This window comes from Ralstonia sp. 24A2 (assembly GCF_051783885.1).
Lineage (GTDB): Bacteria > Pseudomonadota > Gammaproteobacteria > Burkholderiales > Burkholderiaceae > Ralstonia.
In genome coordinates this window covers 1671223-1696671 of the sequence record NZ_JBPVZD010000002.1, presented here as the reverse complement: position 1 = coordinate 1696671, position 25449 = coordinate 1671223, and the positions used below count along the sequence as shown (strand labels likewise).

Annotated in this window: 18 protein-coding genes; 9 read left to right on the top strand and 9 right to left on the bottom strand. The window is 65.1% G+C overall.

The features are described 5' to 3' along the window. Nucleotides 1–8 precede the first annotated feature (8 nt). Nucleotides 9–1931, bottom strand: a complete 1923-nt coding sequence (htpG, locus tag ACS13N_RS12855) for a molecular chaperone HtpG (RefSeq protein ID WP_438932006.1) — start codon at nucleotides 1929–1931, stop codon at nucleotides 9–11. Between the two features lie 101 nt (nucleotides 1932–2032). Then, entirely contained in the window at nucleotides 2033–3514 is a 1482-nt protein-coding gene (locus ACS13N_RS12850) for a PLP-dependent aminotransferase family protein (protein WP_438932005.1), read from the bottom strand. Nucleotides 3515–3645: 131 nt separating this feature from the next. Here ACS13N_RS12850 and ACS13N_RS12845 point away from each other — a divergent pair, with 131 nt between their 5' ends. The 7 genes from ACS13N_RS12845 to ACS13N_RS12815 all read left to right on the top strand — a co-directional run bounded on the left by ACS13N_RS12845 (nucleotide 3646) and on the right by ACS13N_RS12815 (nucleotide 10041). Further along, nucleotides 3646–4368, top strand: a complete 723-nt coding sequence (locus tag ACS13N_RS12845; RefSeq protein ID WP_438932004.1) for an alanyl-tRNA editing protein — start codon at nucleotides 3646–3648, stop codon at nucleotides 4366–4368. A 9-nt stretch (nucleotides 4369–4377) separates the two neighbouring features. Next, on the top strand, nucleotides 4378–5316 hold the full coding sequence (locus tag ACS13N_RS12840) for a DMT family transporter (protein ID WP_438932003.1): 939 nt from the start codon (nucleotides 4378–4380) through the stop codon (nucleotides 5314–5316). Nucleotides 5317–5374: 58 nt separating this feature from the next. Next, nucleotides 5375–5845: a RidA family protein gene (locus ACS13N_RS12835; protein ID WP_438932002.1), complete on the top strand. Its 471-nt coding sequence runs from the start codon at nucleotides 5375–5377 to the stop codon at nucleotides 5843–5845. Nucleotides 5846–5963: 118 nt separating this feature from the next. Further along, nucleotides 5964–7154, top strand: coding sequence for a PLP-dependent aminotransferase family protein (locus tag ACS13N_RS12830; RefSeq protein WP_438932001.1), 1191 nt, complete (start codon nucleotides 5964–5966; stop codon nucleotides 7152–7154). A 48-nt stretch (nucleotides 7155–7202) separates the two neighbouring features. After that, nucleotides 7203–7844: a glutathione S-transferase family protein gene (locus ACS13N_RS12825; RefSeq protein ID WP_438932000.1), complete on the top strand. Its 642-nt coding sequence runs from the start codon at nucleotides 7203–7205 to the stop codon at nucleotides 7842–7844. Between the two features lie 89 nt (nucleotides 7845–7933). After that, a complete protein-coding gene (locus ACS13N_RS12820; protein WP_438931999.1) occupies nucleotides 7934–9220 on the top strand; it encodes an MASE1 domain-containing protein in 1287 nt (428 codons plus the stop codon). Continuing rightward, entirely contained in the window at nucleotides 9217–10041 is an 825-nt protein-coding gene (locus ACS13N_RS12815) for an alpha/beta hydrolase (protein WP_438931998.1), read from the top strand. The genes ACS13N_RS12820 and ACS13N_RS12815 overlap by 4 nt, the downstream gene beginning before the upstream one ends. A gap of 9 nt (nucleotides 10042–10050) precedes the next feature. Here the strand turns inward: ACS13N_RS12815 and ACS13N_RS12810 are convergent, their stop codons facing one another. From ACS13N_RS12810 to ACS13N_RS12800, 3 genes are all read right to left on the bottom strand, one after another. Then, a complete protein-coding gene (locus ACS13N_RS12810; RefSeq protein WP_438931997.1) occupies nucleotides 10051–13206 on the bottom strand; it encodes a multidrug efflux RND transporter permease subunit in 3156 nt (1051 codons plus the stop codon). A gap of 2 nt (nucleotides 13207–13208) precedes the next feature. Further along, a complete protein-coding gene (locus ACS13N_RS12805) occupies nucleotides 13209–14411 on the bottom strand; it encodes an efflux RND transporter periplasmic adaptor subunit (protein WP_438931996.1) in 1203 nt (400 codons plus the stop codon). Nucleotides 14412–14579: 168 nt separating this feature from the next. Then, nucleotides 14580–16937, bottom strand: coding sequence for a patatin-like phospholipase family protein (locus tag ACS13N_RS12800; protein ID WP_438931995.1), 2358 nt, complete (start codon nucleotides 16935–16937; stop codon nucleotides 14580–14582). A 292-nt stretch (nucleotides 16938–17229) separates the two neighbouring features. On the opposite strand from ACS13N_RS12800, the gene ACS13N_RS12795 reads away from it, so the two are divergent. Further along, nucleotides 17230–18906, top strand: a complete 1677-nt coding sequence (locus ACS13N_RS12795) for an L-lactate permease (RefSeq protein ID WP_438931994.1) — start codon at nucleotides 17230–17232, stop codon at nucleotides 18904–18906. 472 nt (nucleotides 18907–19378) lie between these two features. After that, nucleotides 19379–21211 carry an ABC transporter ATP-binding protein gene (locus ACS13N_RS12790; protein ID WP_438931993.1) on the top strand — a complete coding sequence of 611 codons (1833 nt, stop codon included), beginning with the start codon at nucleotides 19379–19381 and terminating at the stop codon, nucleotides 21209–21211. 3 nt (nucleotides 21212–21214) lie between these two features. Here the strand turns inward: ACS13N_RS12790 and ACS13N_RS12785 are convergent, their stop codons facing one another. The 4 genes from ACS13N_RS12785 to ACS13N_RS12770 form a co-directional block, all read right to left on the bottom strand. Beyond that, the gene (locus ACS13N_RS12785; protein WP_438932849.1) at nucleotides 21215–22480 is read right to left on the bottom strand and encodes an MFS transporter; all 1266 of its coding nucleotides are present in this window, start codon (nucleotides 22478–22480) and stop codon (nucleotides 21215–21217) included. 123 nt (nucleotides 22481–22603) lie between these two features. Continuing rightward, nucleotides 22604–23986 carry an amino acid permease gene (locus ACS13N_RS12780; protein WP_438931992.1) on the bottom strand — a complete coding sequence of 461 codons (1383 nt, stop codon included), beginning with the start codon at nucleotides 23984–23986 and terminating at the stop codon, nucleotides 22604–22606. Between the two features lie 339 nt (nucleotides 23987–24325). Beyond that, a complete protein-coding gene (locus ACS13N_RS12775; protein ID WP_438931991.1) occupies nucleotides 24326–24856 on the bottom strand; it encodes a chromate transporter in 531 nt (176 codons plus the stop codon). After that, a complete protein-coding gene (locus ACS13N_RS12770; RefSeq protein ID WP_438931990.1) occupies nucleotides 24853–25434 on the bottom strand; it encodes a chromate transporter in 582 nt (193 codons plus the stop codon). The genes ACS13N_RS12775 and ACS13N_RS12770 overlap by 4 nt, the downstream gene beginning before the upstream one ends. Nucleotides 25435–25449: the final 15 nt, after the last annotated feature.

Sequence of the window (25449 nt, the reverse complement as noted above, 5' to 3'; positions counted from 1 at the left end):
GCTGCAGGTCAGGCCAGCAGGCGGTTCACACGCTGTACGTAAGCTGCCGGGTCCGTCAGCGAACCGCCTTCCGCCAGCAGTGCTTGATCGAACAGCACGTGTAGGCGATCTTCGAACGCAGCGCGATCCGCTTCATTGCCCGTGACGGTTTCCAGCAGCGCGAGCTTGCGCACCAGCGGATGCGTCGGGTTCAGTTCCAGCACCGGCTTGCTTTCCGGCGCCTGCTGACCAGCCTGCTTGAGCAGGCGCGCCAGCGTGCCGCTGATGTCGCCATCGTCAGCCACCAGGCACGAGGGCGAATCCGTCAGGCGGTGCGTGATCCGCACGTCCTTGGCCTTGTCGTTCAGCACGGCCTTGGCACGCTCGACCAGCGCCTTGAACTCGCCTTCCACTTTGGCATGCTCGGCCTTCTCGGCTTCGTCTTCCATGGCGCCGAGGTCGAGATCGCCGCGCGCCACCGACACCAGTTCCTTCTCTTCGAAGTCGTGCAGGAACGAGAGCATCCACTCGTCCACGCGGTCGGTCAGCAGCAGCACTTCCACGCCCTTCTTGCGGAAGATTTCCAGGTGCGGGCTCGATTTGGCGGCCGTCCAGTTCTCGGCGGTCACGTAGTAGATCTTGTCCTGACCTTCCTTCATGCGACCGATGTAGTCGGCCAGCGAGACGGTCTGCGCGCTGTCTTCGTTGTGCGTGGAGGCAAAGCGCAGCAGCTTGGCGATGCGCTCCTTGTTGGCGTGGTCTTCACCGATGCCTTCCTTGAGCACCTGGCCGAAGTTCTGCCAGAAGGTGGCGTACTTTTCGCGCTCGGCCGCGTCGTCCGACTCGGCCATCGATTCGAGCATGCCCAGCACGCGCTTGGTCGAGCCTTCGCGGATGGCCTTCACATCGCGGCTTTCCTGCAGGATTTCGCGCGACACGTTCAGCGGTAGATCCGCCGAATCGATCACGCCCTTCACGAAGCGCAAGTAGCCCGGCAGCAGTTGCTCGGCGTCGTCCATGATGAAGACGCGCTTGACGTACAGCTTCAGGCCGCTGCGGCGCTCGCGATCCCACAGGTCGAACGGAGCGTTGGTCGGGAGGTACAGCAGCTGCGTGTATTCGCTGCGGCCCTCCACGCGGTTGTGCGTCCAGGCGAGCGGCTTGCCGTTTTCGTGGGCGATGTGCTGGTAGAAGGCGATGTACTGATCGTCCGTCACGTCGGCGCGCGGGCGGGCCCACAGGGCGCTGCCCTGATTGATGGTTTCCCATTCGTCCTGGGGGACCATCGTCTTCTTCTCTTCGTCCCACGTTTCCTTGCGCATCTGGATCGGCAGGGAGATGTGGTCTGAGTACTTCTGCACGACCGACTTGATGCGCCAGGCGGAAAGGAAATCGTCCTCGCCCTCGCGCAGGTGCAGCGTGATGGTGGAGCCGCGCTCGGCGCGCTCGATGGTGTCGACGGTGAATTCGCCATCGCCGGTGCTTTCCCAGCGCACGCCTTCATTGGCGGCCACGCCGGCGCGGCGCGATTCCACCGTCACGCGGTCAGCCACGATGAAGGCCGAGTAGAAGCCCACGCCAAACTGGCCGATGAGGGCGGCGTCCTTCTGCTGGTCGCCCGAGAGCTGACTGAAGAACTCGCGCGTGCCCGAGCGGGCGATGGTGCCGAGGTTGCGAATGGCCTCGTCGCGGCTCATGCCGATGCCGTTGTCGGCAATGGTGATGGTGCGCGCGGTGGCATCGAAGCCGATGCGGATGCCCAGCTCACCGCCGCCTTCGAGCAGTTGCGGATCGGCGATGCCTTCGAAGCGCAGCTTGTCCACCGCATCCGACGCATTGGAAACCAACTCCCGCAGGAAGATTTCCTTGTTGCTGTACAGCGAGTGGATCATCAGATGCAGAAGCTGTTTCACTTCTGCCTGGAAAGCCATCTTCTCGTGCGGTGCGCTCATGGTGTGCGTAAAAGTCAGAAAAGTGGAAAGAGAAGCGGGCTACACCTTGCGCGTGCGCCCGCATGAATTTGTGAGGCTAGATAAGGCGGATGAGCCGGTTTTCAAGCCCCGCGATCAAGCTGCTCGGCCAGGAAGCGGAGCATGTCCGGATCGGTGCTGGTGGCGATGTTGAAGCGCATCCACGTGGACGGCATCTGCGACGGCGAGAACAGGCTCCCCGGCGCAAACACAAAGCCCTGCTCGTGCCCGGCGCGGGCAATGGCGTTGGCATCCTGCCCGGTGTCGGTCCAGAGGAACATGCCGGCGCCCTGCTGTGCAAACAGCTTCAGGCCCATGCGCTCCAGGTTGCGCTGCACCCCATCCCGTGCGCGATCCAGGCGGGCGCGTACGCGCTCGACATGCTTGCGGTACTGGCCCTCAGTGAGGATCTTGTAGAGCACGCGCTCGTTGATCTCGGGCGTGGTCAGGCCCGTCAGCAGCTTGCCATCGGTCAGATTCTTGGCCAGCTCCGGGTGACAGGCGATAAAGCCCACGCGCAAATTGATCGCCAGCGTCTTGGAGAAGCTGCCCAGATAGATCACCCGGCGCAACTGGTCCAGGCTTGCCAGGCGCGTGCCCTGGTGTCCGGGCGGTGCAAGGTCGCCATAGATATCGTCTTCAACAATCAGGAAGCCGTACTGCTCGGCCAGCCGCAACAGCTGGAACGCCTTGGCGGCGGAGAGCGAGGTGCCCGTCGGGTTGTGCAGGATCGAGTTGATGATCAGCAGCTTGGGCCGGCGCACCTGCACCAGTCCTTCCAGCGCCACCAGGTCCGGCCCCTCGGTGGTGTACGGCACGCCAATCACCTGCGCGCCCTGTGCAGCAAAGCGGCCGAACATCAGGAACCACGCCGGATCGCCCACCAGCACCGTGTCGCCGGGTTGCACGTACTGACGCGCGATCAAGTCCAGCGATGATGTGATGCCCGAGGTCACGACAATCTGGTCGGGGCGCGCGCCAATCTCCAGTTCCGCCAAGCGCGTCTGCAACTGCTGGCGCAGTGGCAAGAAGCCTTGCGGCAAGCCCGGCGCCAGAAACTGGTTGCCGTTCTGGCGGCCCAGCGCGCGCAACGCATTGGCAATCAACTCGCCATCCAGCCAGCCGTTGGGCAGAAAACCGATGCCCGGCGACTTGCGCGGCTCGGCCGACAGAAACATGTTGCGCAACAGCCAGGTCACGTCGATCTTGCGCCCGACCGCCAGCGGCGGCGCGGCGGGCTGCTCTTCCGGCAACGGCGTGTGGCGCTCCTTCACGTAGAAGCCCGAGCCGCGGCGCGATTCCAGATACCCCTGCGCCACCAGCCGCTCATACGCCTCCACCACGGTGAAGCGCGAGATGCTCTTCTCCTGCGCCAGCTGCCGGATCGACGGCATGCGCATGCCGGCACGGAAGACACGTTCATCAATGCGCATGCGCGCCCACTCGGTCAGCTGATCCACCAGCGTCATCTGCGCCGACGGGATCGGGTCGGGCAACTGCTCCGCAGCCGGCCGGGTGGCAGCGCGGTGGGCGTCCAGACTGACGATGTGGGAAGAGGCGGTCATGACGGGGTGGGCAGAAACGGGGCTGAAAACTGTACAGAAAGCGCCACGATAAAGTGTACAGGTACTGTACAGACACAGTTCGGTAGGATCAAGGTCAGAAATCCGCACCCAGCGAATCGGAGACCCCCGCCATGCCAACGCTCAAACGCTTTGACGAAGACGCCTACCGCACCACCTGCGACGCCACCGTCGTCGCGGTGCACGCAGAAGGCATCGAGCTGGACCAGACCGTGTTCTACGCCCGCAGCGGCGGCCAGGCCGGCGATACCGGCTTGCTGACCCTGAGTGACGGCCAGACCGTGACGATTGCCGACACTATCTACAGCCCCGATCGCCAGACAGTGCTACACGTGCCCGCCGACAACGCGGACGCAGCTGCCCTGCTCGCCCCCGGCACGCCCGTCACCGCCGCCATCGACTGGGACCGCCGCCACCGCCTGATGCGGTTGCACACGTGCCTGCACCTGCTGGGCTCGCTGATCCCGGTGCCGGTCACGGGCTGCGGTATCTCGCCGGACTCCGGCCGCATCGATTTCGACCTGCCCGAATCGACGCTCGACCGCGACACGCTCACCACGCAACTCAACGCGCTCATCGGCCGCAACACGCCGGTGCGCATCGACCTGATCACACCGGAAGAACTGGCCGCGCAACCTGAACTCGTGCGCACCATCGGCGCAGCGCCGCCGGTGAGCGCATCGGCCATCCGCATCATCCACATCGACGGCATCGACCGCCAGCCGTGCGGCGGCACCCACGTGCGCGCCACCGGCGAAATCGGCCGCGTGGTCGTCACCAAGATCGAGAAGAAGAGCCGCCAGAACCGCCGCGTTGCCGTGGCGTTTGCGGACTGAGTCACCGTCATGACCAAGTCCGCCACCCTCCCCCTGAACCACACCGACCACGCTGAACGCCGCGGCATGCTACTCGGCTTCATCGGCGTGGCGATCTTCAGCCAGACGCTGCCGTTCACCCGCATGGCCGTGGCCGAGCTGGATGCGACCTTCGTGGCACTGGCGCGGGCGGTGTTGGCCAGCGTGCTGGCGCTGGGCCTGTTGGTGGCCACGGGCGCGTTCTCCACAGGCAAGCGTCCGCAGGGTCGCCAGTGGTGGCTGCTCGCAGTGACGGCGATGGGCGTGGTGGTTGGTTTCCCGCTGTTCTCCTCGCTGGCGATGCGCGATGTGCCGGCCGCGCATGGTGCCATCATCACCGGCCTGCTGCCGCTGGCAACAGCCATCTTTGCCGCGTGGTTCGGCCGTGAGCGGCCGTCGACGGGGTTCTGGCTGTGCGCGGTGGTGGGCAGCGTGCTCGTCGTCTCGTTTGCGCTGCTGCAAGGCGCCGGCGCCCTGCACCGCGCCGATTGGCTGCTGTTCGCCGCCATGGTGACCGGCGCACTCGGCTATGCGACCGGCGGCAAGCTCGCACGCGAGTTGGGCGGCATGCAGACGATTGCCTGGGCGCTGGTCATCTCACTGCCGGTGCTGCTGCCGATGGTGGGCGCACTGGCGTGGCTGCCGTCCACGCATCAGGCCGATGCACTGGCACATGCGTCGTCCCGCGCTTGGATCGGGCTGGGTTACGTGTCAGCCTTTTCCATGTTCATCGGTTTTCTGTTCTGGTATTCAGGCCTGGCCGCGGGCGGTGTTGCTCGGGTCGGCCAGATACAATTGCTGCAACCTTTCATGACGTTGGTCGGCGGCTGGCTGCTGCTGGGCGAATCGCTGGATGCGCCCACTGTGCTGTTTGCGCTGGCAGTGATTGCCGTGGTCGGCATCGGCCGGCGAACGTCGGTACGCCGATAGCGCGTCTGTCAGCGTTACCTCACCCGTATTTGTTCACCCAACACCTCAAGGAGTCCTCATGACCGCCACGCACGACGCCCAGACCAAGCTCAAGCAACTGGGTATCGAACTGCCCGCCGCTGGTGCTCCGGCCGCCGCCTACGTCATGGCCGCGCAAACCGGCAACCAGGTCTTCCTGTCCGGCCACATCGCCAAGAAGGACGGCAAGCCGTGGGTCGGCAAGCTCGGCGCCAACATGACCACCGAAGAAGGCAAGGCCGCCGCGCGCGCCATCGCCATCGACCTGCTGGCCACGCTGAACACGCACCTGGGTGGCGACCTGGGCCGCGTCAAGCGCATCGTCAAGGTCATGAGCCTGGTCAACTCCACGCAGGAGTTCACCGAGCAACACCTGGTAACCAACGGCGCATCGGAGCTGTTTGCCGACGTGTTTGGCGATGCCGGCAAGCATGCCCGCAGCGCCTTCGGCGTCGCGCAGATTCCGTTCGGCGCGTGCGTCGAGATCGAGCTGATCGCTGAAGTCGCTTAAGCATCCCAATGGCGACGCGCCTGCCCGCCAAGACAGGCGCGTCACCTGCTATTCTTTTCGCTTTGCCCACCCACGGCGCCCGCTCACGAGGTGGGCGCCGCAACACAAGGACCACACCATGGACCACACCGCCTGTACCTTCTCCAACCGTGCTCAGAAACTGACCAGCTCGGCGATCCGGGAAATCCTCAAGATCACTGAACGTCCTGAGGTCATTTCGTTTGCCGGCGGCCTGCCCGCCCCGGTCACCTTCCCGGTGGAAGCGATTCAGGCGGCGTGCGCCCGTATGTTTGCAGACAACCCGCAGGCCGCATTGCAGTACGGCCCGACCGAGGGGCTGTCCGGACTGCGCGAATGGATCGCCAAACGTCATGGCACCACGGCCTCGCGCGTGCTGATCACGACGGGCTCGCAGCAGGGGCTGGACCTGCTGGGCAAGATATTCATCGACCCGCAAAGCAAGGTGATGGTGGAAACGCCGAGCTATCTGGGTGCCCTGCAATCGTTCTCGCTGTTCGAACCGGCATATACGTCGGTGCCTAGTGATGACAAGGGCTTGCTGCCCGAAGCGCTCACGCCCGAGCTGACCGCTGGCGCGCGCTTCTTCTACACCATCCCGAACTTCCAGAACCCGACCGGCCGCCGCCTGCCGCTCGACCGCCGCCAGGCCCTGGTGGTCCGCGCCAAGGAACTCGGCGTGCTGCTGGTCGAAGACGATCCGTACGGCGAGCTGAGCTACACCGGCGACCAACTGCCCTCGCTGCGCTCGCTCAATCCGGACGGCGTGGTCTACATGGGTTCGTTCTCGAAGATCCTGGCACCGGGCATGCGCCTGGGCTACATCATTGCGCCCGAGCACATCCACTTCAAACTCGTGCAGGCCAAGCAGGCATCGGACCTGCACACGCCCAGCTTCACGCAGCGCGTGGCCTACGAGGTGCTGAAGACCGGCCTGCTCGACACGCACATCCCGAGCATTCGTGACCTCTACGGCAAGCAGTGCGAGGCGATGCTCGATTCGCTCCAGCGCCACATGCCGCAAGGCGTGCACTGGAACCGCCCGGAAGGCGGCATGTTCATCTGGGTGGAAGTGCCGGAAGGCATCGACACGATGGCCCTGCTGGAAAAGGCCGTCGCGCGCAACGTGGCGTTCGTGCCGGGCGCACCGTTCTACGCCAACGCGCCGCGCCGTAACACGCTGCGCCTGGCGTTCGTGACGGTGGCGCCGGAACGGATCGAACAAGGCATTGCCGTGCTGGGTGAACTGCTCCGCACAGAAATTGCGGCACTCACACCCAAGGCCGCCTAAATTAGGTAACACCGTTCACTCATCCATCTAAGAAAGGAGCCGTCGTCGATGCTGCGGATCTGGGGAAGACTCTCTTCGGTCAACGTACAGAAAGTGGTCTGGTGCGCGCGCGAGCTGTCGCTCGACCATGAGCGCATCGACGTCGGCGGTGCCTTCGGGGGCGTCGACACGCCGGAATTCAAAGCGATGAACCCGAACGGCATGATCCCCGTCATCGAAGACGGCCTAAACGATTCCAGCGATGAGCGCTTCGTCCTGTGGGAGTCCAACGCCATCGTGCGCTACCTGTCGGCGCGTTACGGCCCGGGCAATCTGTACCCGCTCGAACTGCACGAGCGTGCAGATGCCGACCGCTGGATGGACTGGCAGACCACCTCATTCAGCCCGTCGATGGTGGATGCGTTCCTGCAGCTCGTGCGCACCCCCGAAGACCAACGCGACGCCGCCCGCATCGAGCGCTCGCGCCAGGCCGCCGAACGCACCAGCGCCGTCCTCGATGGCGTGCTCGCCAAGCAGCCCTATGTGGCCGGCCAACGCTTCACCATGGCCGACATCGTCTGCGGTTGCGCCGCGCACCGTTGGCTCGGGCTGCCGATGGAGCGCCCGGCGCGTCCGAACCTTGAGCGTTGGATGACCGAGCTGCGCGATCGGCGCGCGGCGCAGGAAGTGTTGGCGTTGCCGGTCGTCTGAGCGCCCGCCGAACCAATTGCGGTAGCATCACCAACCGCGCACGGCATGCATGCCGGCGCGGTTTTTTGTTTTCACCGAGGGAAACCCGGATGCAATTCCACCGACCTTCCACCACCGTCGCCACGATCCTGTGGGGCGTGCTCTATCTGGTTGCCGCCATTGTGTCGCACCGCCTGAACGGGCCAGTCGACATGACGGGCTATATCTGGTTGCCGGCGGGCGTGACCATGGCGGCCTTCATGATGCGGCCGTACCGCGAATGGCCGGGGCTGGGCGCAGCGTTTGCGGTGGCACAACTGGCGCTGGCCGCCATCGAGCACACCAACCCGGCGCACGCCATGCTCTTCGTGTTGGACGAAGCCGGTAGCTCAGCGCTGGCCGTGGCCGTGATCCGACTCGCGGGTGTGCCGGTGGAAGGGCTGTATTTCCTGCGCGCGATGCTGACAGCGGGGGCGATCAGCAGCGTTGTCGGTGCCGTGTTCGGCGCTGCGTGGTTTGCGTGGTCGCAGAATGGTTCATTCGGACACGTCTTCCGCGTCTGGGGTGCCTCGGATTTTCTGGGTGTGCTGATTGTCACGCCGGTGCTGGCGGCATGGTCCCGCTTTCGCGCGTTCCGCTCCGGCGGCACGGATCGCACGGATTTCCTTCTCGGCCTGGCGGCCTTCATCGCGCTGGCACTGTCTTCGTACGTGATTTTCGATGGCAACAGCGTCAGCAAATTTGGCGATGGCATTGGCTTTGCGCTGACCTACGTGCCGCTATTCTTTGCCGTGGTGGTGGCTCTGCTGTGGGGCGGGCGCGGCGGCTCGGTGGCGGTGCTGCTGCTGGCGCTGGTGGCGCTGACGCAAACAGCCGAAGGCGATGGCCCGTTTGCGGTGCTCGACCGCCACTACGGCCAATCGCTGCTGGAAACGCAGCTGTATCTGGGCGTTGCCGCGCTGCTGGTGCTGCTGGTGAGCGCGCTCAAGACCACGCGTGAGCAACTGCACGAGCAAAGCGCGCACTGGCAGAACCGCGTGGAGCTGGCACTGGCGGCGTCCAGCCAGCTCGTCTACACCATCGACCCGGTCAGCGGCCGCATCGACTGGGGCGGCGACGTGACGCTGGCCTTCGGGCATGACGCGCAGACCATGGCTTCGGTCTCCACCGTGCTGCAGCTCGTGCATCCGGACGATCGCGCCGCCCTGAGCGCCCGTTGGCTCGGCACCCCCGCAGTCGACGATGAAACCGTCGCACCCGCACGCCGGCAAACGCTGCGCCTCACCGCGCGCGACGGCACGTTGCATACGGTGGTGGATACCGGTGGGCCGCTGACGGATGCCGTCGGCAATACGGCGCTGGTGGCCGGTACCTGGTCGGTCGAGACCGCACTGTGACCACGCCAGCGCCCAGCAGCACGGCTGTGCTGCTGATCCACGGCCTGGGCGGCACGTCCTATGACCTGGGCGTACTGCAGAAAGCGCTGCGCAACGCTGGCTCGGTCACGCACGCCCCTACCCTGCCCGGCCACGGCACGCGCCCGGAAGACCTGCTCACCACGCACGCCGAGGCGTGGCTCGACGCGCTTGCGCAAACGTACAACCAGCTCCTCGCGGAGCACGAAACCGTGCACATCGCCGGTATGTGCATGGGCGCGCTGCTGGCACTGGTGCTGGCGCATCGTGTGCGGCACGGCGTGGATCGCCCGCAAGCCAGGCTGGCGCTGCTGGCAACGCCCATGTACGTCGACGGCTGGTCGACACCCTGGTATCGGGAACTGCGCCACGCGGTGTACCGGATTCCGGGCATGGCCGCGCACATGCGCGTGGAAGAAGACGAACCGTTCGGCATCAAGAACCCACTGTTGCGGCGGATCATCAAGGCCAAGCTCGCACGCGGCGACAGCTTCCACTACCCCTGGGTACCGCTCACCTGCATTCGCGAAGTCGATCGGCTGCGCGTCAAGGCGCATGCCGCCATGCGCGCCACCCCCTGCGAGACGCTGATCATCCACGCCCGTGAGGACGAGCTGACCAGCCTACGCTCCGCCGAGACACTGCAGGCCACCCTGCCGCGCGCCCGCACCGTGGTGCTGGAGAACAGCTACCACATGATCTGCGTGGACAACGACCGCGATCAGGTCGCGGCCGAGGTGTTGGGCTTCTTCGGATTCGATCCGGCGGCCGCCAGGCGCAAGAGCCCAGCCGCTGCGGATTGAGCGAATCGATCAGGCCACCGGCCCAGCGGTCTCATGCTCGTGCGCCGCATCCAGCCGGCGCTGGCGCTCGCTGCCCTTGAACACGCGCCGCACCACCACAAAGAACACCGGCACCAGGAACACCGCCAGCACCGTCGCCGTGATGATGCCGCCCAGCACGCCCGTGCCGATCGCACGCTGGCTGGCGGATGCCGCCCCCGTTGCAATCGCCAGCGGCACCACACCGAAGGCAAACGCCAGCGAGGTCATCACGATCGGCCGGAAGCGCAGGCGTGCGGCCTCCAGCGTCGCCTCGATCAGGCCCATGCCCTGCGCTACCAGATCCTTGGCGACTTCGATGATCAGAATCGCGTTCTTGGCTGACAAGCCGATCGTGGCGATCAAGCCGACCTTGAAATAGATGTCGTTGGGCAGGAAGCGCAGCGTGGCACCCAACAGCGCACCGAACACACCCAATGGCACCACCAGCATCACGGCCAGCGGAATCGACCAGCTTTCATACAACGCCGCCAGACACAGAAACACCACCAGGATCGACAACGCAAACAGCGCCGGCGCCTGCGCACCCGACAAGCGCTCTTCGAACGACTGACCGCTCCATTCATAGCCGAAACCGTCGGGCAGGTTACGCACGATGGACTCCATGGCGGCCATGGCCTCGCCCGAGCTGTGGCCGGCGGCAGGCGAGCCGTTGATCGCCATGGCCGGAAAGCCGTTGTAGCGGTCCAGCTTGAGCGGCCCCACGATCCATTGGGCCGTGGTGAAGGCAGACAGCGGCACCATTGCACCCGCGGCGTTGCGCACATGCATGCGGCCAAGCTGTTCGACCGACACACGCTGCTTGCCGTCGGCCTGCACGATCACGCGGCGCACCTGGTTGCGATAGACGAAATCGCCCGCATAGTCGGAGCCGAACATCACGGCCAGCGTGCGGTTGATGTCGTCAATCGACACGCCCATCGACAGCGCCTTCTTGCGGTCCACGTCGATCAGGATCTGCGGAGCATCACCCTGGCCGGCAAAGGTCACCTCCGACAACGCCGGATGCTTGGCTGCCTCGGCCAGCACACGGTCACGTGCTTGCGCAAGGCGCTCATAGCCGGCACCGCCGCGATCTTGCAGACGCAGGTCGAAGCCGGGCTTGCTGCCCAACTCCGGCAGCGCGGGCGAGTTCATCGCCATGACCATCGCGCCCTTGATCTTGCCGAACGCGGTATTGGCGCGAGCAACCACGGCGTCGACGTGCTGGTCGTCACCCTTGCGCTGCTTCCACTCCTTGAGCGTGAGGAACAGCATGGCCGCGTTCTGCCCGTTGCCGTACAGGCTAAAGCCTGTGATGGCCAGCGTGGACGCAACGGCCGGCTCCTTGGTCATGAAGTACTGCTCGGCCTGACGCACCACGTCGAGCGTCTGCGCCTGCGTGGCCCCCGTGGGCAGCATGACGACGGTCATGAACTCGCCCGTGTCTTCTTCCGGCAGGAAGGCGGTCGGCAAGCGCATGAACAGCAGCACCACCACGCCGATAATCGCGCCATAGACAATCAGCGCACGGCCGGTACGCGTCAGCAGCTTGGCGACACCGCCCTGGTAACGCGCTGTCAATCGCGCAAAGCCCCGGTTGAACGCGCCGAAGAAGCCCTTGCGCTCCGTACTGTGCCCAGGCTCCACCGGTTTGAGCAACGTCGCACACAAGGCCGGCGTCAACGTCAGCGCCAGGAAGGCCGAGAACACCATCGACACCGCCAGCGACAACGAGAACTGCCGGTAGATGTTGCCCACCGCACCGCCAAAGAACGCCATCGGCACGAACACCGCCGTCAGCACCAGCGAGATGCCGACGATGGCCCCGCTGATCTGGCGCATGGCCTTGGCCGTCGCATCGCGCGGCGAGAGCCCTTCTTCGTGCATCACGCGCTCGACGTTCTCCACCACCACGATGGCATCGTCGACGAGGATGCCGATCGCGAGCACCAGACCGAACAGCGTCAGCACGTTGATGGAAAAGCCCATCGGCAGCATCACCGCAAACGTGCCCAGCAGCGCAATCGGCACCACCAGCGTGGGGATGAGCGTCGCACGCAGGTTCTGCATGAACAGCATCATCACCAGAAACACAAGCACCACGGCTTCCAGCAGCGTCTTGACCACCTGCTCAATGGCGATGCCGACAAAGCGCGAGCTGTCGTACGCCACTTCGTAGCGCACGCCCGGCGGGAAGTGCGCCTGCGCCTCGTCCAGCACCGCACGCACGCGCTTGGCCACACCCACCGCGTTGGCACCCGGCGCGAGCTTGATACCGATGGTCGTGGCCGGCTTGCCATTCATGCGCGAGAGGTACAGGTAGTCGCTGCCGCCCAGCTCCACGCGCGCCACGTCGCGCAGCAGCACCATGCGGCCCTGCGCATCCGCACGCAGCGGGATCTGACCGAAGGCATCAGGCGTGGTCAGCCCATCGTCGCCGGTAATGCTCGCGTTGATGGGCGCACTGCCCGGCACCGCCCCGCTGCCGATTTCACCCACGGTGATGCGCGCGTTATAACGACGCACGGCATCGCTCAAGTCGCCCGCGGTCAGGCCGAGTGCGGTGAGCTTGTCCGCATCGGGCCAGATGCGCATGGCGTATTCCGCATCGAACAACTGTGCGGTACCGACACCCGACACGCGGCGCAGTTGCGGAATGAGGTCGGACGAGGCCAGATCACCCAGATCGATACCGTCGAAGCGGCCACGCTCAGCCGACAGCGACAGATACATCATGTAGTTCTCGGCCGCCTTCTCAATGCGGATGCCGTTGCGGCGCACGACCTCGGGCAGGCGCTCCTCGACGATCTTCAGGCGGTTCTGCACCTCCACCGCCGCCAGATCGGGGCTGGTGCCCTGCTTGAACGACAGGTTGATCGACACGTTGCCCGCCGCGTCGGACGAAGAGGACATGTACAGCAACCCCGGCGCTCCGTTCATCTCGCGCTCGATGATGGCCGTGACAGCCGACTCCACCGTGCGCGCAGAGGCCCCTGGATAGTTGGCGTTGATGCTGACGTTGGGCGGCGCGATGTTCGGATACTGCGCCACCGGCAAGCTGGGCAGCGCAAGCAGGCCGGCCAGGATGATGGCCAGCGCAATCACCCAGGCAAAGACCGGGCGGTCGATAAAGAAACGTGCCATGGTCAGCCTTTGGTGCGCTCGGTCGGCTTGGTGTCTGCGGCAGCGTCGGCGTGCTTGGTGGCGGGCACCGGCTTGACGGCCATGCCAGCTTCCAGCGTCTGCATGCCCGGGATGGCAATGCGCTCGCCGCCGCTCAGGCCGCTCGTCACGAGCCATTGGTCACCGGCCAGCGTTTGCGCAGCCACGGGCTGCGCCGCCAGCGTGTTGTCGGCTTTCACCACGAACACGGTCGCGCCATGGCGGTCACGCTGCAGGGCGCCCTTCGGAATCGTCACCGCGCCCTGCTGCACGGCGTGCGACAGCTTCACCCGCACGTACATGCCGGGCAGCAGCAAGCCATCCGGATTCGGCAGCACGGCACGCATCGAGACGTTGTCCGTCGCACGGTCCACCGCCAGATCGGAGAACAGCAACCGGCCCGGGCGCTCATAGGCCACGCCGTCGCTCAGGATCACCTGCACGCCAACGTCCTGGCCGGACAACGCAGAAGCCTGCCCCTTCTTGAGCGCACGCTGCAGGGCGAGCACCTCGGCGGCGGGCTGGGCAAAGTCGACGTAGATCGGGTCGATCTGCTCGACCGTGGTGAGCGGCGTGGCGGCGTCTTCCTTGACCAGCGCGCCCTCGGTTACCTGCGCGCGGCGCGAGCGGCCAGCGATTGGCGCGGTGACCGTGGCGTAGCCCAGGCGCAGTTGCGCTGTTTCCAGTGCAGCACGGGCGGAGACCACGTCGGCTGCAGCCTGACGCTCGGCGGATTGCGCTTCGGCGTATTCGAGTTCGCTCACGGCACGGGTGGAGGCCAGGCCCTTGTAGCGGGTGGCCTTGTCGCGGGCGATGGCAACCTGTGCCTGCGCACGGGCGAGCGCGCCTTGTGCCGCGTCCACCTGCGCCTTGAGCGGTGCGGGATCGATACGGAACAACACCTGGCCCGCCTTGACCACCTGCCCTTCTTCATAGGCGCGCTTGAGCACGATGCCATCGACGCGTGCGCGCACTTCTGCCGTGCGATACGGCTCGATACGGCCGGGCAACTCGGTCACCAGCGGCGCATCGGAGCGCTGCGCAACGGCAAACTCGACTTCCGGCGGGCCGGCAGGTTTGGCAGCCTCATCAGCGTGCTTGCTGCAGGCCACCAGCGCGCCGAACACACCTATGCAGAGCAACCACCGGAACGAACGGGAACCCTGGGACAACACAGAGAACATCATGGGAAAGGGGGCTGGGCGCGTGCGCGCCCGAGATATTGAAAAAGCGAAGCGGAAGGCTAGCACGCAGCCCCGCTACGGCTTGGTCGATTGATTTCCCAATCTGATCAAGACCTTACGAAGCAGGCACTTCCCCAAGGCGCCTGCGTACATGCACTGCGTGAAGCGGCGTCAGAACACGCGCCCCAACTGCAGGTAGACGTTCCACACGCCCTGCGGCGCCAGGGCAAAACCGAAGTACAGCGGCCCGATCGGGCTGTTGCCGCCGACGAACACGCTACCACTCTTCAGGTAACCGCCGCGACCGAAGTTGTTGCGCAACTGCCAGACGTTGCCCGCCTCTGCACTCGCGCCAAAGACCGGTGCGCGCAAACCCAGCAGATCATCCACGCGCAGGTCGTACAGATAGGTCAGGCGGCCATACAGCAGGTACTGCCCGTTGAACTGGTCCTGCGCATAGGCAGAAAGGTGCTGGAAGCCACCAAGATAGAAACCCTCATTGGCACCGTTACCACTGTTACCGCCGTTCTCCTGCGTCGGGCTGTTTGCGCCGAACTGCCCCGCCCCTTCCAGCGCAACGTTGAACGTGTGGCGCCCATAACTCGTCGCCCACAGGCCCTTGGCCTGGGCGATGTTGTACTTCTTGTCGGGCGAGCCGAAGCCTGCTTCCACGCTGCCGAACAGGTAGTAGCCACTGCGCGGGAACAGCGCATCGTCAAGCTGGTCCAGTGTGAGCTGCGCACGGAATGCCGGCTGAGTGGCAGTCAGGGATGGAAGATTGAGCGCATCCACGATTTCGCCGGAGTCATCCGTCACCAGCGACAGGTAGTTGTAGGTCGCGTTTTTTTTCACGTAGTTCACCCCCAGCCGCAGCTCGCCCTTGCGGCCCAGTGGGATGCCCATGTCGACACCGGCACGCGCCGTTTCGATGGTGAGACTGTTGAACGGTCTGGCGTCTTTGGTCGGTGGCTGGTCGTCAAAGTACTGATCCGAACGGCGGCGTGAATACTCTGCATAGGGCGCGATATAGAACCCCCGTGCGGGCCACAATGGCTGGCGCAGCTCGGTGTGGATGCTCGCGCGGTTGCTGCCCAGCACAATGTCATTGCGCCATTCCAACCCACTCTGCGTGAGCCACGGATAACGATGGCCAATGTTGACGTTGAACGCACCGCGCCCATCGAAGTTGGTCGACATGCCCAAGCCAAACAGGAAGAACTGGTTGCCCCAGGATTTCTCATGCGCGTCGATCTTGAGCGTGTGGACGCCGTTTTCTTCCACCAGCCGCTGCGTCACGGTTTCAAAATCGCCGGTGGTTGCCAGGGCCGAGAGCTCGCGGTTGAGTTCTTCGGCGTCATAGGTGTCACCCTCGCGCACCTTGAGCAGTTGGCGCACACGCGCCACCGGCACGCGGCCGCTGGTGGTCACGTCAATGGTGTCGATGCGCGCATTCTGGGCCAGCATGCCCTGCGGCACGTGGGCAGCACGGTAGGCCGCATACGCCTGCGGCGAGATCGACAGCGCCGCCAGCTTGGCCTCGACGCCCTGCGCCGATTTCTCGCCTTGGGCCACGCCCTGCGGGCCCTTGGCAAAATCGGTGAACGACAGCTCATTGAGCTGCGGTTCGATCAGCACGTCGCGCCCGCGCAACAGCGCCTTCTGCGCGCGCACGTTCTGGCCGACCAGGATGGTGATCATCTGCTGCGTCACCGCCGCCGGCGAGGCGAGGTCTTCCGGCCGCTGCAGGTCGGAGCCGATGTTGACGGCAATGATGATGTCCGCGCCCATGTCGCGCGCCAGCTGCACCGGCAGGTTGGCCACCAGGCCGCCGTCAACCAGCGTGCGCCCGTCCACCTCGATGGGCGCGAACAGGCCGGGCACCGCCATGCTGGCGCGCATCGCCAGTGGCAGCGAACCGCGATCGAGGATCACCGGATCGCCCGTGAACAGGTCCGTTGCCATGGCCTTGAACGGAATCGGCAACTGCGAAAACTTGATGTTGTCGGGCCACTGCGCCGTCCAGTTCTTGAGCAACGCCAGCAGGCGGTTGCCCTGCACCAGCCCGGCCGGCAGCTTGAGCTTGCCGTCGCCGTAACCGGCGGACAGGCCGATCGGGTACTGGAAATCGTCCTCGCGCAGCGATTGCGGCAGCTTGGCGCGCTCGTTGCGGTCGAAAGCAATGTCGCTCAGGTCAACCTGCGTGAGCTTCTCCTCCAGCGCATCTGCCCGCATGCCGCTGGCATACAGCCCGCCCACCACGGCGCCCATGCTGGTGGCGGCAATCACGTCCACCGGAATCCGCATGCGCTCCAGCGCCTTGAGCACGCCGATATGCGCATAGCCGCGCGCCCCGCCGCCCGACAGCACAAGGCCGATGCGCGGGCGCGTGGATTCGCTTTTCTCGGGTGTCGATGCAGCGTTGGGAGCCGTCTGGCCGCGCGCTGCCGGCAAGGACGTGACTAGCGCGATCAGCAAAACCAGCCCGGCAGCGGCCAGGCGGCGCAGAGAGAGAGCCGTCAGGAAAGCCATGAAGGAAGGATCGATCGGGGCGGATTTGTTATCGATTGGAACTTTGCAGGCGCAATGATTCCACAACCCGGATTTACCCGGTGCAATTCCTGCGCGCCACACCAAGCCGCACAGCACCGGGCGTCACGCGCCGATGAATACTTTTCAGGTTGAAAGTGACAGAATATTGCGCAGACCCCGACACGCTTGTTCCTAAAATCCGCGTTCGCCTCGCTGACCTATCAGACGCGGGCGCAAGAAGACGTTCGGTATCGCCATGAGCTGAAACGCCCAGAAACAGGAGGAGATCAAGATGTGGAATCAAGTCTATGACCCGCTCGGCAGTGCCGTGTGGTCAACCATCGCGGCCGGCATACCGGTGGCGGTGCTGCTGTGTTCGCTGGCCTTCTTTCATATGCAGGCCCATCTGGCTGCGGGCCTGGCGCTGATTGTCGGCATCGGCATTGCCTCGTTCGTGTTTGGCATGCCGGCCGCCATGGCGGGCAAGGCGGCGGGCCTTGGCATCGTTTCCGGCCTGTTCCCGATCGGCTGGATCGTTCTCAACATCATCTTCCTGCACCGGCTCACCACCTTGAACGGGTCGTTCAAGGTCTTGCAGAGCTCCATCTCCGGCATTACCGAAGACCGCCGCCTGCAACTGCTGCTGGTGGCGTTCAGCTTTGGCGCCTTCTTTGAAGGCGCAGCGGGCTTCGGCACGCCGGTGGCCGTGACGGGCGCCATCCTGATCGGCCTGGGCTTCTCGCCGCTGGCGGCGTCCGGCCTGGCGCTGATCGCCAACACCGCGCCGGTGGCTTACGGGGCGCTGGGCGCACCGCTCATCGGGCTGGCCTCCGTCACGGGGCTGGATCTGCTGCATCTGTCGGCCATGGTCGGCCGCCAACTGCCCTTCTTCTCGGTGTTGGTGCCGTTCTGGCTGATCTGGGCGTTTGCGGGCTTCCGCGGCATGCTGCAGATCTGGCCCGCGATCCTGGTGGCAGGTGTGTCGTTCGCCATTCCGCAGTTCCTGGTGTCGAACTTCCACGGCCCGTGGCTGGTGGACGTGATTGCGGCGCTGGTATCGATGGGCTCACTCACGCTGTTCCTGAAGGTGTGGAAGCCCAAGACCATCTGGACGTCGACCGCCCTGCGCAACCGCGAAGACAGCTCCCGCGTCGATCCCGAAGCCGCTGCTGAAGCACGCGAAGCCACCACCGCCACCGACGGCAAGATCTCGCGCATGCAAGCGTGGCTGCCGTGGGTGATCCTGACGGTCTTCGTGTTCATCTGGGGCGTGCCGCAGTTCAAGGCGCTGGTCGACGGCATCTGGCAATTCAAGTTCCCGATTCCGGGGCTGGACAAGATGGTGGTCAAGGGCCCGCCGGTGGTCGCCAAGGAAACGAAGGAAGGCGCAGTGTTCCTCTTCAACGTGCTGTCGATGGCCGGGACGGGCATTCTCGTCTCAGCCGTTGTGGGCGGCCTGCTGATGGGCTATTCGATCCCGCGCATGCTCAAGGAGTACTGGAACACCATCAAACTCACGCGCTATTCGCTGCTGACCATCTGCGCGATGTTCGGCATTGGGTACCTGACCCGCTACTCGGGGCTGGACGCCACGCTGGGCCTGGCCTTTGCGCACACCGGCGTGCTGTACCCGCTGTTCGGCACGATGCTGGGCTGGCTGGGCGTGGCGCTCACGGGCTCGGACACGGCATCGAACGTGCTGTTCGGCGGCCTGCAGAAGACCACGGCCGAGCAGCTTGGCCTGTCGCCGATCCTGATGTCTGCCGCCAACAGCTCGGGCGGCGTGATGGGCAAGATGATCGACGCACAGTCCATCGTGGTGGCCTCCACCGCCACCAAGTGGTACGGCCACGAGGGCGACATCCTGCGCTACGTGTTCTTCCACTCGATTGCGCTGGCCTTCCTGGTGGGCCTGTTGATCACGCTGCAGGCGTACGTGGAGCCGTTCACGCACATGGTCGTGCGCTGAAGACCGCCCTGCTGTCTGCACAAGAAGCCGCTCAACCGAGCGGCTTTTTTCATGCCGCGACGTGCGTGGGCCCAGCACGGCTCAAACCCTCACGCACCGGGTTCCGGACCCCGATTGCCGAGTCCAGCGCCACATGCGTTGGGCTCGCAACGCTAAACACCAAGCTCAGAGCCTCGACCGTCGAGTTCTGAACTCCAACATTTCGAGTTCCGAGCGTCATCCTTCGAGTTCGGAACCTCGAACGCCGCGTTCAGAACCTCACGCTCCAAGCTCTGAACCCCAAACGCCAAGCTGCGAGCCTCAACACTCCGGGTTCAGAACCTCATGCGCAAGGCGCCGGCGATCCACTTCGCGGCAGCAGACCGCGAAAGCCCCGCCTCAGGCGTGGCTTTTTTGTCGCGCGTATCATGGGCAGCTCTCCCGCGCACGCCCCGCCCAGGGGCGTCGGTCACCTCCCCCCGCTCGACCCGACATGCCGCTGCGCCGCCTCGAAAGACTCATCGACCCCTTCCGCCATTTGCCCGACAGCAAGCCGCCGGGCGATGTCTGGCGCTTCTACGCCTACTTCCTGCGTGAGGTGCGCGGCGTCTTCGTGTTCCTGCTGGCCGTGGGGCTGGTGGGGGCGCTGATCGAGGTGGCGCTGTTCGATTTTCTCGGGCGCATCGTCGACATGATTCAGGCGACGCCGGGGGCAGCGTTCTTCACCCGGCACCGCAACGAACTGCTGTGGATGGCCTTCGTTGCGGTGATCGCCCGGCCCATCATCTTTGGCCTGCACGATGTGCTGGTGCATCAGGTCATCAACCCGAACCTGGCCAACCTGATCCGCTGGCAGAACCACCGCTACGTGCTCAAGCAGAGCCTGTCGTTCTTCCAGAACGACTTTGCCGGCCGCATCGCCCAGCGCATCATGCAGACCGGCTTTTCGCTGCGGGATTCGGCCGTGCAGTCGGTGGATGCGATCTGGCATGTACTGATCTATTCGATCAGCGCGCTGGTGCTGTTTGCGCAAGCCGACTGGCGCCTGATGGTGCCGCTGCTGCTGTGGATTGCGTGCTACATCGCCGCGCTGGCCTACTTCGTGCCGCGCGTGAAGGCGCGCTCGGTCGTTGCCACCGAGGCGCGCTCCAAGCTGATGGGTCGCATTGTCGACGGCTACACCAACATCACCACGCTCAAGCTGTTCGCCCATACGCAGCACGAAGAGACCTACGCGCGCGACGCGATGTCGGAGCAGACCGAGAAGACGCGCATGGCCGGGCGCATGGTCAGTGCCATGGATTTCACCATCACCGGCATGAACGGTGCGCTGATCGCAGGCACCACCGGGCTTGCACTGTGGCTATGGAGCCAGGGGCTGGTGACGGTCGGCACCATTGCGCTGACAACGGGGCTGGTGATCCGCATCAACAACATGTCCGGCTGGATCATGTGGGTGGTCAACGGCATCTTTGAAAACGTCGGGCAGGTGCAGGACGGCATGCAGACCATTGCCGTGCCGCGCACCGTGACCGACCAGCCGGGTGCACAACCGCTGCGTGTCACCCAGGGCGAAGTGCGCTTCGAGCACGTCGGCTTTCACTACGGCAAGGGCAGCGGCGTGATCGAAGGGCTGGATCTTGTCGTACGCCCTGGCGAGCGGATCGGCCTGGTCGGCCCGTCGGGCGCGGGCAAGTCAACGCTGGTCAACCTGTTGCTGCGCCTGTACGACGTGGAGCAAGGCCGCATCCTGGTCGACGGCCAGGACATTGCCGGCATCACGCAAGAGAGCCTGCGCGCGCAGATCGGCATGGTCACGCAGGACACTTCGCTCCTGCACCGCTCCATTCGCGACAACCTGCGCTATGGCAAGCCGGATAGCAGCGAGGCCGAGTTGATGGAAGCCGTGCGCGGTGCCCGTGCCGACGAGTTCATCCCGCACCTGTCTGACGCGCACGGCCGGCGTGGCTTTGATGCGCTGGTGGGTGAACGCGGCGTGAAACTCTCGGGCGGCCAGCGCCAGCGCATTGCCATCGCGCGCGTGTTGTTGAAAGACGCGCCGATCCTGATCCTGGACGAGGCGACCTCAGCGCTCGATTCGGAAGTCGAAGCCGCCATTCAGGAAAGCCTGGAAACGCTGATGCGAGGCAAGACGGTGATTGCGATTGCGCACCGCCTTTCGACCATCGCGCGCATGGACCGGCTGGTGGTGCTGGATGGCGGCCGCATCGTCGAGAGCGGCACGCATGCGGAGTTGCTGGAGCACGGCGGTCTGTACGCCCGCCTGTGGGCGCATCAGACCGGTGGTTTTGTCGGGGTCGACTGAGCCTTACGACAGCCTGCGTCCCAGCGTTTCCGGCACCATCGCCAGGCCGATCAGCGACACCAGCCCGCAGCCGATCACGTAGAGCGCGGGCGCGTTCGCATTGCCGGTGAGCTGGATCAGCTCGGTCGAAAAGAACTGTGCGAAGCCGCCAAAGATGGCGATCGCAACGCAGTAGGCAATCGACAGCCCCGTGGCGCGCAGCCGCTGCGGCAGCACCTCGCTCACGAGCACCATCGACGCCGGCGAAGTCATCGACATCGGCACCGACAGGCAGCCCACCACGATCAGCAGTCGCGCCAGCGAGGGCTCGGCGTTGATCAGCGCGAAGGCCGGATAGACCATGACCAGCAGCGCCACGCGCGACCACAGCACCACCTTGCGGCGCCCAACTTGATCTGCGAGCCAGCCCGCGAACGGTGACAGCAGCACCTGCACCACGGAAGCGACGCACGCCGCCCAGATACCCAGCGACAGCGGCATGTGCAGCACGCTGACGGCGTAGTTGCTGAGGTAGTAGACGATGATGTACGTCGACGAGGCCACGCCGATCATCAGCAGGATGCTCGCCACCAGCGCGCGGCGGTGTTCACGCAGGAGCGGCAGCGTTGCATCGGCTTCACGCTCGCTGTGCGGCGCGGCGGTCTCCTCCAGACGACGGCGGATGATGAGGCCGACCGGGATCACGAGAATGCCGATCAGGAACGCAACCCGCCAGCCCCACGACTCCAGTTGCGCCGGTGCCAGCACGTTGCTCAGCAGCAAACCCACCAGCGCGCCGAACAGCGCGGCAAGCCCCTGGCTGAACGGCTGCCAGCTGGTGTAGAAGCCGCGCGAACGGTCGTCCGCGTATTCAAGTAGCAGCGCGGTCGAGGCGCCCATCTCGCCGCCGATGGCAAAGCCCTGCACGAGCCGCGCAAGCACCACCAGCACTGGCGCCATGATGCCGATCTGCGCATACGTCGGCGTCACCACGAAGATCAGCGACGACAGGCCCATCAGCCACAGCGTGAGCGCCACGGCCGGCTTGCGGCCTGCGCGGTCGGCGTACATGCCGATCAGCAACCCGCCGAGCGGCCGCATCAGAAAGCCCACGCCAAACGTGGCGAAGGACATCAGCAACTGCCCCGTCGCGTTGCCGACCGGAAAGTACAGCCGGCCGATCAGCGTGGCAAAGAAGCTGTAGACCACGAAGTCATAAAACTCGAGGCCGTTGCCGATGGTGATGGCGGCAATCGCACGCGGGCGTGACAGCGGGCGCTGGTGCGCCATGGCCTGCGCACCCGTGGGTGTGCCGCTGGCCGGGGCGGTGATGGGGTTGGACATGGGGGTCTCCTGCAGGAAATGCGGATCGGACAGCGACTGCGCTGCCCGTCTCGTTTCATTGAATTCGGCTTATGTCCCGCGCGCCTCGTTGGCGAGGGTGCCGTTTGCGGTCGGCTTGACGCGGAGGTACCACGCAGCCGATACCAGCGACACCCAGCCTGCCCCGACGTACAGCGCCACACGGGTGTCTTCCATGTAGCCCAGCACACCGATCACGAACAGCATGAAGGCGATGGCGAGTGCCGGACCGACCGGCCACAGCGGCACCTTGAACTTGAGCGCGTGCACTTCCTCGGCCGACAGGCGGCGGCGCATCGCCACCTGCGACAGCAGGATCATCAGCCATACCCACACGGTCGCGAAGGTGGCGATGGACGCGATGATCAGGAACACGTTCTCAGGAATCAGGTAGTTCAGCACCACGCCGCCCAGCAGCGCGCCGGCCATGGTCAGCACCGTCACCCAGGGCACGCCGTGGCGGGACGTTGCGGCAAAGATGCGCGGCGCCTGGCCCTGCTCGGCCATGCCGTACATCATGCGGCCCGCGCCGAAGATGTTGCTGTTGATGGCCGAGATGGCCGCCGAGATGACGATCAGGTTGAGGATCGCCGCGGCCGACTTGATGCCCAGGCCGGAGAAGATCTGCACGAACGGGCTGCCCTGGCCGCCGATGCCGGTCCACGGGAAGATCGCCATCAGCACGCACATCGTCAGCACATAGAACAGCAGGATGCGCGCGGGCACGGCGTTGATCGCCTTGGGGATGACCTTCTCGGGGTTCTGCGCTTCACCGCCGGTGATGCCGATGATCTCGACGCCGCCATAGGCAAACATCACCACCGCAAGCGAGGCGACGAGACCGCCGACACCGTGCGGCAGAAAGCCGCCGTGTGCCCACAGATTGCTCAGGCCGGGCGCGTGCTCGCCGTTCATCTGCACGCCGAGGAACAGGATCGCGATGCCGCCGACGATCATCGCGCCAATCGCCACGATCTTGATGAGCGCGAGCCAGAACTCCATCTCGCCGAACACCTTGACGTTGCACAGGTTCAGCGCGCAGATCAGCATGACGATGCCGAGCACCCAGATCCACTGCGGCACATCGGGAAACCAGAAGCCCATGTAGATGCCGAAGGCGGTCACGTCTGCCAGGCAGACGATCACCATTTCGAGGATGTACGTCCACCCCGTGAGGAAGCCGGCGAGCGGCCCGAGGTTGTCGCGTGCATAGCGCCCGAACGAGCCCGAGACCGGCTGCCGCACCGCCATTTCACCCAGCGCGCGCATCACCATGTAGACGGCCGCGCCACCGAGGATGTACGCCAGGATCACCGCCGGCCCGGCGAGCTGAATGGCCGATGCGGATCCATAGAAAAGGCCCGTACCGATGGCCGAACCGAGCGCGAGAAAGCGGATATGCCGCGCGCGCAGGTTGCGTTGAAGGTGTTCCAATCTGTCTCCTGTCCTGTCTGGGTAAGCGAGGTGGCCGTTGGGGCGGGCTGCGGCGTGCGGATCTTCGTCCGCCTTACGCCAGCGCAGCGCGAGCCAGACACGCGACAGCACGCGCGCCGAAGCATAGCCACCTTATCTAAGCAACATCGCAATAATTCGTATACTCTTGTATATACAAGACGAGTTGCACTAGGGTGTTCCCGAGGTTCGCGAACAGGAAGTGGCGGCGACCCGATTTTTTCGAATCACAGGCCAAGAAAAAAGGCGAACCCAGTTCGCCTTTGAGATCGCCTGCGATGAAGACTGCGCCGCCGATGCAATCGCGCCCGCCCTTAGACGCTAGACCCAGCCCAGCCCGCCCACGAGCGCACCAAGCCCCACCAGCAGTAGCGGATGCACGCGCGTGAAGGTGCATGCCAGTACGGTCGCCACCGTCAGCACGATAGTGCCGATGCTGTGGTCTGCCCCGCGCGTCAGCACCCAACCCGTGGCGAACATCAGGCCGATGGTCAGCGGTGCCAGTCCACGGCGGATGAGCGTGACCCAGCGGGCGTCGGGGGCGCGATCCATGACACGGGCGATGACACCCGCAATCACGCAGGACGGCCCGCAGATGCCCACCAGCGCGACAATCGCACCGCCCAGCCCAGCCGACTGCCAGCCGAACAACTCGACAAACAGCACGTTCGGCCCCGGCGCAGCCTGCGAGATGGCATACATGGCGCTCAACTGCTCGCTGGTCATGTAGTGCCGCGTGTCGACCAGGAAGCGATGCATGTCGGGCAGCGTTGAGCTGGCCCCACCAATGGCGAGAAACGACAACGTCAGGAAGTGCCAGAACAGGTCGAACAACGTGGAGAGGTAGCTCATCGCGTTGCCCTCCACTCCAGCACGAGCGCCAGCGGAATCAGCACCAGCATGACCGGCAGCAGCGGCCATTGCAGCACGCCAATCGCCAGGAACACCGCCAGGCCGATGCCGATGGCACGCCACGTGCGCGACTGCCCTTGCGCCAGCCGGATTGCTGTCGACAGCACCAGCCCCGCCGCTACCGCCGCCATGCCCTTGAGCAGGTTCTGCACCAGGGACAACGCGCTGAAGTGGTCGTACAGCATGACGATCAACAGCAGCAGCACGGCGGGCACCAGCACCAGCCCCGACATCGCGGCAGCCGCCCCTCGCACGCCGTGGTAGCGGTAGCCGAGCATCACCGAGAGGTTGACGACGTTGGGGCCGGGCAGCACCTGGCCCAGGCTCAGCAGCTCGGCAAACTCGGCGTTGGAGAGCCAGCCATTGCGGTCGACAATGCCCGCGCGCGCGAACGGCAGCACGCCGCCGAAGCCTGACAACCCCATGCGCGCAAACTCGGTGAAGAGCTTGCTGCACGATGGAACGTTTGCTGCCTGGATGGCGGCGTTGGTGTCAGGCTCGGCGCTCAGGTCGGTCATTGATTCAGGCGACAA